This window comes from Riemerella anatipestifer (assembly GCF_009932355.1).
GTDB lineage: Bacteria > Bacteroidota > Bacteroidia > Flavobacteriales > Weeksellaceae > Riemerella > Riemerella anatipestifer_E.
Genome location: NZ_LEKU01000026.1, coordinates 39025 through 50598 on the forward strand (window position 1 = coordinate 39025; position 11574 = coordinate 50598).

Here is an 11574-nt window from a genome sequence, read left to right on the forward strand (position 1 = left end):
TCTTACAGATTTTAGTTTACAGATTTAGTATCGATTGCTATACCAGGCCCCATTGTAGGAGAGATGTAAATACTCTTCATATAAGTTCCTTTAGCAGCTGTAGGCTTAAGTTTTATTAAAGTTTGCACCAATTCTTGGGCATTTTCTTTAATTTTTTCAGCATCAAAAGACACCTTACCTATAGCAGCATGTACGATACCATACTTATCCACTTTAAAGTCTATTTTACCAGCCTTAACCTCAGAAACCGCCTTTCCTACTTCCATAGTTACAGTTCCTGATTTAGGGTTTGGCATAAGACCTCTTGGACCTAACACTCTACCTAGAGGGCCTAATTTCCCCATCACAGCAGGCATAGTAACAATAACATCTACATCTGTCCAACCACCTTTGATTTTCTCTAGATACTCATCAAGACCTACAAAGTCCGCCCCAGCCTCTTTAGCCTCAGCCTCCTTATCTGGAGTTACTAAAGCTAGAACTTTAACATCTTTACCTGTCCCGTGAGGAAGAGAAACAACTCCTCTTACCATTTGATTCGCTTTTCTCGGGTCAACACCCAATCTCACAGCGATATCTACAGAAGCATCAAACTTTGCAGTACTTACCTCCTTTACTAAAGCCGAAGCTTCTTCAAGAGTGTAAAACTTATTTTTTTCTATCTTAGTAGAAACTTCTTTTTGCTTTTTAGTTAATCTTGCCATTTGATTTAATTTTAAGCGTTAGTAGGTTTAGTTCCTGTTACCTTTAATCCCATAGATCTAGCTGTACCAGCAACCATACTCATTGCAGAATCAAGAGTGAAGCAGTTTAAATCTGACATCTTATCTTCCGCTATCTTCTGTACTTGCTCCCAAGATACGCTACCTACTTTCTCTCTGTTAGGCTGTCCTGAACCTTTTTTCACTTTAGAAGCTTCCAAAAGCTGCACAGCTGCAGGAGGAGTTTTAATTACGAAATCAAATGATTTATCTTCATACACTGTAATTACTACAGGTAATACCTGTCCTGGTTTATCCTGAGTTCTTCCGTTGAATTGCTTACAAAACTCCATGATATTTACCCCTGCAGAACCTAAAGCAGGTCCTACTGGAGGTGAAGGATTAGCAGCACCACCTTTCACCTGGAGCTTAACCATTTTAAAGACTTTCTTTGCCATGTTTGTTTTTTAAAAAAATTAAAAATATAAAAAATGTGGAAGCATTCTTTTTAATAACCTGAGTTTAAGTAGAAAGTGTAACTCTCTCACCTGAATACACTTCTTCTCAGATTACAAGGTGCAAAATTATATATTTTTTTTTTAGCACACAAATAAATTTATATTTTTTAAAATTAAAAACCACCTCGAAATAACGAAGTGGTTTATTTCACTCTAAAAACATAAGTTTATATTTTTTCTACTTGCATATAATTAAGTTCAAGAGGGGTTTTTCTACCGAAGATAAGAACCATAACTTCTAATTTCTTTTTATCCTCATGAATCTTCTCTATTGTTCCATTAAACCCATTAAAAGGTCCATCGATCACCTTAACACTCTCTCCTACTACATAAGGAATATCAACATCTGTAGCAAACTGTGACAACTCATCCATCCTACCTAACATTCTATTTACCTCAGACTTTCTCATAGGAACCGGATCTCCTCCCTTAGTAAGGCTCAGAAAAGAAATAACACCTGGTATATTCTTTATAATATGAGGCACTTCTCCCGTAAGATTAGCTTCCACCATTAAATAACCAGGATAGTAAGGTTTCTCTTTTTGTACCTTCTTTCCATTTCTCATTTGAATTGTTTTCTCCATAGGAATAACTATCTGAGAAACCAAATCCTCTAACTTAAATCTTTGGATTTCATTTTCTATATAGCTCTTCACTTTATTTTCCTGTCCGCTTACTGCTTTCAGCACATACCATTTAAGCTCACTCATCGGATAAAAACAATTTAAATTAATTAAACAAGTTAATAAGTAAACTAAAAATATTATTGATTGATCTACTAAAAAGAGTATCAACACCAAAAGTAAACAAAGCTAATATCAAAGTAGATACAGCAACAACTGTAGTAGAAGATTGTAAATCTACCCACTTAGGCCATTCCACCTTATCTTTAAACTCTATATACGAATCTTTTAAAAAGCTTACTAACGAACTCATTTTAAACAATTTGCACGGGCACTAGGATTCGAACCCAGATCAACGGTTTTGGAGACCGGTATCCTACCATTGGACGATGCCCGTAAGTTAATTTAATAAAAATAAAGAGCCCTCAGAAAACTTTCATTTATCTGAAAGCTCTTTTATTTATTGTTTTAGAACTAGGATTAGTCTAGGATTTCAGTTACCTGACCTGCACCTACAGTTCTACCACCTTCTCTAATTGCAAATCTAAGACCCACGTTAAGAGCGATTGGTTGTAATAATTCTACAGTAATAGTTAAGTTATCACCAGGCATTACCATCTCTACTCCTTCTGGTAAGAAAATCTCACCTGTAACGTCTGTAGTTCTTACATAGAACTGAGGACGATATTTGTTATGGAAAGGAGTGTGACGACCACCTTCTTCTTTAGAAAGGATATAAACCTCTGCTTTGAATTTTTTGTGTGGAGTTACAGAACCTTGTTTTGCGATAACCATACCTCTCTTGATATCTGTTTTTTCGATACCTCTTAAAAGTAATCCTACGTTATCACCAGCTTCACCTCTATCTAAGATTTTTCTAAACATCTCAACCCCAGTTACAGTAGATGTTAATTTCTCATCTCCCATACCTACGATATCCACAGGATCACCAGTATTGATAACACCAGACTCAATTCTACCAGTTGCTACAGTACCTCTACCTGTAATAGAGAATACATCTTCGATTGGCATCAAGAATGGCTTATCTTGATCTCTTACTGGTTGCTCAATCCAAGTATCTACTGCTTCCATTAAAGCATCTACAGTAGCTACCCACTTAGCCTCTCCGTTAAGAGCACCTAAAGCAGAACCTTGGATTACTGGAGAGTTATCTCCATCATATTCATAAGTAGAAAGTAAATCTCTTACTTCAAGCTCAACAAGCTCAAGAAGCTCTGGATCATCTACCATATCTACTTTGTTCATGAATACTACAATTCTAGGTACATTTACCTGACGACATAATAAGATATGCTCTCTTGTCTGTGGCATAGGACCATCAGTAGCAGCTACCACTAGGATAGCACCATCCATCTGTGCAGCACCAGTTACCATGTTCTTAACATAGTCGGCGTGACCAGGACAGTCTACGTGAGCGTAGTGTCTGTTTTCAGTTTCATACTCGATGTGAGCAGTATTAATTGTAATACCTCTTTCTTTTTCCTCTGGAGCAGAGTCAATAGAAGAGAAATCTTTTACTTCAGCAAGACCTTTATCTGCTAATACTTTAGAAATAGCCGCAGTCAAGGTAGTTTTACCGTGGTCTACGTGACCAATAGTACCAATGTTTAAGTGCGGTTTGTTACGATTAAACGTTTCCTTTGCCATGATTTTAATATTTAATTTTACTAATTTTTAATTTTATCCCTTTTCGGTCTGCAAATATAGTATTTTTTTTGAAAACAAAAACATTTTCATTAAAATTTTATCATCCTAATTTTAATATGTATTTTCCCACTATCTAATTAAGTTTCAAAAAACATATAAATATATAACTTCTATAGTTCTGATAAAATCCTCTTATTTATCTTTTTCACTAAAGCTGGCCCCTCATATATAAAACCAGTATAAAGCTGAACTAAGGTAGCTCCAGCTTTTATTTTTTCTAAAGCGTCCTCTTCAGAATGAATTCCCCCAACCCCAATAATAGGAAAAGCTCCTCCGCTTTTTTCTGACAGAAATTTAATTACCTCCGTTGCTCTTTCTCGAAGAGGTTTACCAGACAATCCCCCAACTTCAGATTTTAAATTTGACTTCAGGTTTTCCCTACTTATAGTTGTATTAGTAGCTATAACCCCCGCTGTATTTGTTGTCTTGACAATATCAATCACATCCAAAAGTTGAGAATCTGTAAGGTCAGGAGCAATTTTTAACAAAATAGGTTTCTGTTTTATTTTCTTTTGATTTTCCAGCTGAAGTAGCTTCAATAGTTTTGTAAGCGGTTCTTTCTCCTGCAAATCTCTTAAATTAGGGGTATTGGGAGAGCTAACATTCACTACAAAATAATCCACATAATCATAGAGTGCATTGAAGCATATAATATAATCTTCCTCCGCATTATCATTATTGGTAACTTTATTCTTCCCTATATTTCCACCTATAAGCACTCCCTTATTTTTTTTCAATCTTTTTACCACCTCATCTACTCCTCCATTATTGAATCCCATTCTATTTATGACTGCCTCATCTTCCTTCAACCTAAATAATCTTTGTTTATCATTCCCTAGTTGAGACTTAGGTGTAATGGTTCCTATCTCTATAAAACCAAATCCAAAAGAGGAAAGCTCGTTGTATAGCTTAGCATCCTTATCAAACCCAGCCGCTAAACCTACAGGATTTTTAAACTTTAATCCAAAAACCTCCCTTTTTAATTTGGGATTCTCTATCACATAGCGAGAACTCACTAAAGAAGAAATAAACGGTATCTTAAAAAGAGTTTTTATAAACTTAAAGGTAAAATGATGAACCTCTTCTGGGTCAAAACGAAATAATAACGGACGAATGACTGTTTTATACATTTTATTAGGATTTATTAGATTTACAAAAATAATAAACCCTATAATGAGAAACTAATAAAAACAAAAAAAATCTCTCATCACTGAGAGATTTAGAGCCAATATCGGGACTTGAACCCGAGACCTCTTCCTTACCAAGGAAGCGCTCTACCGCTGAGCTATATCGGCTTATAAAAAAAATCACAAGCCGCAATGGTTGTGATTTCTTAGAGCGGAAGACGGGGGTCGAACCCGCGACATTCAGCTTGGAAGGCTGACGCTCTACCAACTGAGCTACTTCCGCGTTTATATTTTATTACTTTGTTGGTAACGGTGTGCAAATTTAAAAACTTTTATTTAAACCTGCAAATATTTCAAATATTTTTTAAAAAAAATGTGGGGAGAGCAGGATTCGAACCTGCGAAGTCTCACGACAACGGAGTTACAGTCCGTCCCATTTGGCCACTCTGGTATCTCCCCAGCAATTTTTTATGAGCCTCCAGAGGGATTCGAACCCACGACCCCGAGATTACAAATCACGTGCTCTGGCCAACTGAGCTATGGAGGCAAATATTTGTATATTTCAAGTAAACAACTGTTCTCTTTTGCGGTTGCAAATATACAACACTTTTTTTGAAATAAACAAATATTTTATCAAAAAAAATAAAAAAATATTTTAATTTTTCTCTTTCTTCTTGATTAACAATTTTTTAGCTATATCATGACATTTATCTATTGCTTCTTCAAATGTAGCACAAGTCTTCTTTACCACAATATCATCTCCTGGCACAGCCAAAATAACCTCCGCCGTTTTATTTTCTTTTTCTGATGTATTTTCTACTTTCAAAAAAACTTGACACTCTAAAATTTTATCATAAAAAGTATCTAATTTATTTAATTTTTTATCTAAATACTCCTCTAATGGTTGATGAGGCGTAAGCCCCATTGCTTGAACTGTAATTTTCATAAAATTATTTTTTATAAAGTTATTTTCTTATTTCTTTCCTCTAGGATGAAACGAGTTAAGCACTTTTTTCAACTTATTAACATCTGCTGATGTATACACCTGTGTAGATGCTAAACTCGCATGTCCTAAAATCTCTTTTACCTGAGCAATTTCCGCACCATTTTCCAAAACATGCGTTGCAAAACTATGCCTTAACATATGAGGACTTTTCTTTTTTTTGGAAGTTACAGCACTAAGATAGTCATTTACCACAGAATACACAAATTTCCCCGTTAGTTTTTGACCACTTTCTCGAACAAAAAAATAATCCAAATCCTCTTTAGTAGGCTTTCTTTCTTTTTCAAGATACAGTTTTAATTCTCTTTTTATATTTTCTGAAATAGGTATATCTCTCATCTTATTACCCTTACCTATAACCCGTATCCTATTCTGAACAAAATCCACATCTTTTAATGTAAGTCCACACAGCTCCGACTTACGCATTCCTGTTTGGTAAAGTAATTCTATAATAAGTTTATTTAGTAATAACTTTTCTTCGTTTAAGAGATTTTGCAAATTTTCCATTTCCTTTTGAGAAAAAGGAATTTGCTTTTCTCCATAAAATTTCAAAGAAGACACCGTTTCCATAGGAGATGCGGAAATAATTTCTAACTTAACAAGGTAAATATAAAAACTCCTTAATGCAGATAATTTTCTATTGATGGTTCTCTTACTCAGATTATTTTCACTAAGATAGACCACAAAATTTCTTATTACTTTTTTATCTACACTTATTAAGGTGTCCACCCCTTCAGTTTCTTTAACAAAATCAGAGAAATCTTGTAAATCTCTACTATAACTAGCAAGCGTATTTAAAGAATATCTTTTCTCAATTGTAATATAATCTAAAAATTTCTCAACCATATTGGAAAAATATCTATCAAATATAAATAAAAAATCACTTCCTAATTCTAAATTAAGAAGTGATTTTTAGTCTTAAACCTAAGAAGAAATTTTTATGCTTGTTCTTCTTTGCTTAAAGCTCTTTGCTTGTGAGCCGCTCTTAAAATCTGCTGTCTTCTAAGTACAGAAGGCTTAACATACTGTTGCCTTGCTCTTAAAGAACGTACAACACCAGTCTTGTCAAATTTCCTTTTGTATTTTTTCAGCGCTCTGTCGATGGACTCTCCATCTTTTACTGGAATTATTAGCATAGTTTACATCTCATTTTCGGGTGCAAAAGTAAGGCTTTAATTTTTATATTCCAAATTTCACCTATTTTTTTACCTAAAAAATTGATGTTTTAGCATTTATTTTCGTTCTTTGCAGTTTAATTTAAGATTAAAAATGTGGAATAACACAACATTTAGATTACACCTCATTGTATTCATGTGGGGATTTACAGCTATTCTTGGCAAAATGATTAGCTTAGACACCTACACTTTGGTTTTTTATAGAATGGGGCTCACTGCTTTGGTTCTTTTTATTTTTCTACGATTTATAAAACGAAAAAGCATCAAACTTTCTTCTAAACGGCTATTACAACTACTTGGCATTGGAGTTATTATGGGGCTTCATTGGTTATTCTTCTTTCAATCCATCAAAGTTTCCAATGTATCTATCGCTCTTAGCTGTGTCGCTCTATCTACTATTTTTGCTTCTATAATAGAACCCATCATCTATAAAAGAAGACTAGACTGGACAGAAGTTGCCATAGGCATTGTAATATTGGGAGGAATGGGACTTATCTTTAAAACAGAATTTAGATATGTAGAGGGGATTATCTACGGAGCTACCTGTGCCTTACTAGGAACTATTTTTTCTATTCTTAATGGGAAATTATCACAAACCACACCAGCTAGCCATATTATTTTTTATGAAATGATAGGTGGATGGCTTCTCGTAAGCACCATACTTGGCATCAATGGAACTCTTGACAATATACACGAAATAGGAATTAAAGATACTCTGCTAGTTCTAATTCTTGCCATTGGTTTTACCGCATACCCTATGATAGAATCTACTAGCTTAATGAAAGTGATTTCTCCATTTACACTTATACTAACCGTGAATCTAGAACCTGTTTATGGGATTATTTTAGCCTATCTTATATTCGGTGAGTCAGAACACATGAGCCCTATGTTCTATCTAGGAGCCGGAATTATGATTTTTTCTATAGTCGCCAACGGCATGATAAAAGCAAAACGAAAAAAAGCTCTAAAAACAAGTCATTAAATTATATATATGAAGACTTTATTTAAAATCATCAGTATTGTACTGCTATTGATTTTCAATCTAAATATCGCCCAAATCGTTAGAAAATATTCTAATGAGTTTCTAAACATTGGTGCTGGTGCTAGAGGACTTGCTATGGGAGGCGCTGTTATTTCGAACCAAGATGATGTTTATTCCCCAATGTGGAATCCTGCTGGGCTAGCAAAAATTGAAAACGATTGGCAAGCTTCTGCTATGCACGCCGAATACTTTGAAAGCATTGCTAAATATGATTATATGGCATTTGCAAAGCCTTTGGATTACAACAAAGGTGTTTTTGCATTCTCTTTAGTAAGGTTGGGTGTGGACAATATCCTCAACACAACTCAAATGATAGACGGCGAAGGTAATATAGATTATGATAGAATTACAAAATTCTCTCAAGCCGACTATGCAGCTCTACTTTCCTATGCTTTTCGTCCAACCCATAAATTAGATGTTGGAGTTAATGCTAAACTAGTTTACAGAAATGTGGGGAAATTTGCTAATGGATTTGGGTTTGGATTTGACATAGGAGCCATCTATCATTCGGATAAAGGGTGGAATTACGGCGCGATGCTTAGAGATGCTACTACTACCGTTAATTTTTGGTCTATAAATGAAAAAGAACTTTCTACCGTAGTTAACGGAGAAGAATTCAACCCTGCCCCTAAAAACAAAATGGAGCTATCGATGCCAAAACTAAACTTAGGAGTTAGCAAAAACTTTGAACTCAATCGTGATTTTGATTTTCTCCCAGAGGCTGGTCTTAATATTGATTTCACAAGAACTGCAGCACTTATCTCTACCGACTTTGCTAGTATTACTCCTTATTTAGGAAGCGAACTTTCTTTTCAAAAAATGATTTTTGTAAGATTAGGTGTTAACCGATTTCAAAATATTACAGACCTTGAAAGTCAAAAAAGACAATTATCATTTCAACCAAGTGCAGGCGTAGGTATTCGCTATAGAGGATTAACATTAGACTACGCCATTACCAATTCTGGTATTGGAGGAAGTAATTTCTACTCTAACTTTTTCTCACTAAAGCTAGATATGGCAAATTTTAGAAGATAAATTATTATACAACTCCGTCCTCACACGCTCGCCAAACGGAATCGTGAGATGGCACAGGAGCCACAATGGTTATTTTTTCTTTGGATACAGGGTGAATAAAATCTAATTTTCTAGCGTGAAGAGAAATTCCTCCATCTGAATTAGAACGAGAAGCACCATATTTTAAATCTCCTTTTATAGGAACTCCTATCTTAGACAACTGAGCCCTAATTTGGTGATGACGACCAGTTTCTAAATCTATCTCTAAAAGCAAATAATTATCTAAACTCAATATTAAATTATAGGATAAAATAGCTTGTTTAGCACCTTCCGTAGGTTTAGTAAAGATTATCGCTTTATTATTTTTTTCATTCTTTTTGAGATAATGAACCAATTTTTGAGAAGGAGAAATCATTTCTTTAGGAACTATCGCCCAATAAGTTTTTTTAATTTCTCTATTTTTAATCATTTGGGTTAACCTCGTAAGAGCTTTAGATGTTTTAGCATAAATTACCAACCCAGATGTTGGACGGTCTATCCTATGCACCAACCCTAAAAAAACATTACCTGGCTTATTATCTCGTGATTTTATAAAATCTTTTATCAGTTCTAGTAGTGAGGCATCACCTGTTTTATCTCCTTGTACTAGTTGTCCAGCTTTTTTATTGATAACTAGCAAATGATTATCCTCATAAAGAATCTGTTCTTGAATCATAAATAATCATTAACCTCTACGACCAACAAAAGAAACAACCACCCCAAGAAGCAACCCCACGGTTTTAATAACCTCAAAGGAAGAACCCATAGGTAAAAAAGCCCCTACAATACAAAGTCCTGCCGCCAGATACATTAAATAGGAATATTTTTTATTAGGCAACATTCCTCCCATAAGAATAAAACTCCCTCCGACAAGAATATAAAATACTTGTCTAGAAATAATATAGTTAATCTCTGGAGAAAATGGATTAACCCAACCCACTACAATACACAATATCGCTGCAACAGAAACAATGCTTTGTAAAGTTCTTTTATCCATAATTAAATTTTAATAACTTTCCGATTCATTAGGAAAGTCTAATGTTTTTACATCTTTAACATACTGAGACACCGCTCCTGTAATCTCTGAATAAAGGTCTAAATAGCGTCTCAAAAATTTAGGAGAAAAACCTTGATTCATACCCACCATATCTTGATAAACCAAAACCTGCCCATCGCAACTAACACCTGCCCCAATCCCAATGGTAGGAATAGAGATACTTTCGGTTACTTTTTTAGCTAACCCGGACGGTATTTTTTCTAAAACAACAGCAAAACACCCCAATTCTTCTAACAGCTGAGCGTCTTTAATTAGTTTTTCAGCTTCGGCTTCTTCTTTTGCTCTTACCTTGTAAGTTCCAAATTGATTGATTGATTGTGGTGTAAGCCCCAAATGTCCCATTACAGGAATACCTGCATTGATGATATTTTTTATCGCTTCTGAAACCTCTGCTCCTCCTTCTAATTTTACAGCATGAGCTTCGGACTCTTTCATAATTCTCACCGCGGATTCTAAAGCTTTTTGAGGATGACTTTGATAAGTTCCGAATGGTAAATCCACTACCACCAAAGCTCTCTCTACCCCACGAACCACCGATTGTGCATGGTATATCATATGGTCTAGAGTAATTGGCAGTGTAGTTTCGTACCCTGCCATTACATTAGCTGCAGAGTCTCCAACTAGAATAGCATCTACTCCTCCTGCATCTACCATTTTTGCAGTAGTGAAATCATATGCCGTAAGCATCGTGATTTTCTCCTTGCTAAATTTCATTTTTCGCAAGGTTTCAGTAGTTACCTTTTTTATTTCAGAATGTACAGACATATTTTTACCTCATTAAAAATTTAGAGAACCACATGTCCCACTTTCTTCAATTTATCGTGGTCTTTTATCTTGATATTTCTACCTTCCACTTCGATAAGACCATCATTTTTAAACTCAGAAATAAGCCTAATAGCACTTAAGATTAGCCACCTCTTCCCTAGTAAGGCATATTTTAATAAAACCTTCAGGGTCTATTCCTAACTTAAGTTCTAATAAAAGTAAGATTTCAGCTAGTCTTTCTCTAACCGTTTTTTGTGCTAAAAAAGTAATGGTATTAGATGATTCTCCTAATTCAAAAGCGATTTTTTGCATCATCGCAAAAGACAATCTAGAATCTGCCTCTAATAGTTGCATAAAAATATCAGATGGCACAAAAGTAGCCTCGATTTCCGTCATTGCTTCTGCTCTAGCTTGAAAGTTTTCATCGCAGAGTAATGAACGATAACCTAATATATCTCCTTCCTTTACTATTCTTAGAATATGATCTTTACCATAAACTCCAGATTTTGAAAGCTTAGCTGTACCTTTCTCTATAAAATAAACTCCTTTGGGTAGCTCTCCATCATCAAAAAGCACATCTCCCTTATCATATTTTAAAACCTCCTTACTTGATGTATATTTCTCAAAATCTTCAGGTTTAAGGTTTTTCTGAAAGAACGCTTCACTAAAGACTTCTTGAAACTTCTTTTCAATTTCTAACTGTTTTTCAAACGACATTTAACTGATATTTATCAGCAAAAATACTATTTTTTAATATGTGTAACCAAGTTTTTTATTATATT

The 11574-nt window shown here is 34.6% G+C and carries 14 protein-coding genes, 5 tRNA genes and 1 pseudogene; 2 read left to right on the top strand and 18 right to left on the bottom strand.

Annotated elements, in window-relative coordinates; all coding sequences use genetic code 11:
* Positions 1–11 precede the first annotated feature (11 nt).
* The 14 genes from rplA to rpsU all read right to left on the bottom strand — a co-directional run bounded on the left by rplA (position 12) and on the right by rpsU (position 6836).
* On the bottom strand, positions 12–704 hold the full coding sequence (gene rplA / locus GXW81_RS09765; RefSeq protein WP_004916771.1) for a 50S ribosomal protein L1: 693 nt from the start codon (positions 702–704) through the stop codon (positions 12–14).
* An 11-nt stretch (positions 705–715) separates the two neighbouring features.
* The gene (rplK, locus tag GXW81_RS09770) at positions 716–1159 is read right to left on the bottom strand and encodes a 50S ribosomal protein L11 (protein WP_004916770.1); all 444 of its coding nucleotides are present in this window, start codon (positions 1157–1159) and stop codon (positions 716–718) included.
* Positions 1160–1386: 227 nt separating this feature from the next.
* Complete coding sequence (gene nusG / locus GXW81_RS09775; protein WP_161532170.1) at positions 1387–1929, bottom strand: transcription termination/antitermination protein NusG; 543 nt, start codon at positions 1927–1929, stop codon at positions 1387–1389.
* 19 nt (positions 1930–1948) lie between these two features.
* On the bottom strand, positions 1949–2155 hold the full coding sequence (gene secE, locus GXW81_RS09780; RefSeq protein WP_161532171.1) for a preprotein translocase subunit SecE: 207 nt from the start codon (positions 2153–2155) through the stop codon (positions 1949–1951).
* Between the two features lie 13 nt (positions 2156–2168).
* A tRNA-Trp gene (locus GXW81_RS09785) sits at positions 2169–2239 on the bottom strand.
* 83 nt (positions 2240–2322) lie between these two features.
* Entirely contained in the window at positions 2323–3510 is a 1188-nt protein-coding gene (gene tuf / locus GXW81_RS09790) for an elongation factor Tu (protein WP_004916760.1), read from the bottom strand.
* 170 nt (positions 3511–3680) lie between these two features.
* On the bottom strand, positions 3681–4700 hold the full coding sequence (locus GXW81_RS09795) for a quinone-dependent dihydroorotate dehydrogenase (RefSeq protein WP_161532172.1): 1020 nt from the start codon (positions 4698–4700) through the stop codon (positions 3681–3683).
* Positions 4701–4793: 93 nt separating this feature from the next.
* Positions 4794–4865: transfer RNA gene (locus GXW81_RS09800), tRNA-Thr, on the bottom strand.
* A 42-nt stretch (positions 4866–4907) separates the two neighbouring features.
* Positions 4908–4980 (bottom strand) — tRNA-Gly (locus tag GXW81_RS09805).
* A 93-nt stretch (positions 4981–5073) separates the two neighbouring features.
* Positions 5074–5156 (bottom strand) — tRNA-Tyr (locus tag GXW81_RS09810).
* Between the two features lie 14 nt (positions 5157–5170).
* Positions 5171–5244, bottom strand: a tRNA-Thr gene (locus tag GXW81_RS09815).
* A 108-nt stretch (positions 5245–5352) separates the two neighbouring features.
* A complete protein-coding gene (hpf, locus tag GXW81_RS09820; protein ID WP_004916755.1) occupies positions 5353–5643 on the bottom strand; it encodes a ribosome hibernation-promoting factor, HPF/YfiA family in 291 nt (96 codons plus the stop codon).
* Between the two features lie 27 nt (positions 5644–5670).
* Positions 5671–6546 carry a tyrosine-type recombinase/integrase gene (locus GXW81_RS09825; protein WP_161532173.1) on the bottom strand — a complete coding sequence of 292 codons (876 nt, stop codon included), beginning with the start codon at positions 6544–6546 and terminating at the stop codon, positions 5671–5673.
* 92 nt (positions 6547–6638) lie between these two features.
* Entirely contained in the window at positions 6639–6836 is a 198-nt protein-coding gene (gene rpsU, locus GXW81_RS09830; protein WP_154137533.1) for a 30S ribosomal protein S21, read from the bottom strand.
* 175 nt (positions 6837–7011) lie between these two features.
* Here rpsU and GXW81_RS09835 point away from each other — a divergent pair, with 175 nt between their 5' ends.
* A complete protein-coding gene (locus GXW81_RS09835) occupies positions 7012–7857 on the top strand; it encodes a DMT family transporter (RefSeq protein ID WP_161532193.1) in 846 nt (281 codons plus the stop codon).
* Between the two features lie 9 nt (positions 7858–7866).
* Positions 7867–8952, top strand: a complete 1086-nt coding sequence (locus tag GXW81_RS09840; protein ID WP_161532174.1) for a PorV/PorQ family protein — start codon at positions 7867–7869, stop codon at positions 8950–8952.
* A gap of 4 nt (positions 8953–8956) precedes the next feature.
* On the opposite strand, the gene GXW81_RS09845 is transcribed toward GXW81_RS09840, so the two are convergent.
* The 4 genes and pseudogenes from GXW81_RS09845 to GXW81_RS09860 all read right to left on the bottom strand — a co-directional run bounded on the left by GXW81_RS09845 (position 8957) and on the right by GXW81_RS09860 (position 11509).
* Positions 8957–9646: an RluA family pseudouridine synthase gene (locus GXW81_RS09845; RefSeq protein WP_161532175.1), complete on the bottom strand. Its 690-nt coding sequence runs from the start codon at positions 9644–9646 to the stop codon at positions 8957–8959.
* A gap of 9 nt (positions 9647–9655) precedes the next feature.
* Complete coding sequence (locus GXW81_RS09850) at positions 9656–9967, bottom strand: hypothetical protein (protein WP_161532176.1); 312 nt, start codon at positions 9965–9967, stop codon at positions 9656–9658.
* Positions 9968–9976: 9 nt separating this feature from the next.
* Positions 9977–10792 carry a 3-methyl-2-oxobutanoate hydroxymethyltransferase gene (panB, locus tag GXW81_RS09855; RefSeq protein WP_161532177.1) on the bottom strand — a complete coding sequence of 272 codons (816 nt, stop codon included), beginning with the start codon at positions 10790–10792 and terminating at the stop codon, positions 9977–9979.
* A 20-nt stretch (positions 10793–10812) separates the two neighbouring features.
* Positions 10813–11509 (bottom strand): annotated as a pseudogene (locus tag GXW81_RS09860) (Crp/Fnr family transcriptional regulator).
* Between the last annotated feature and the right edge of the window lie 65 nt (positions 11510–11574).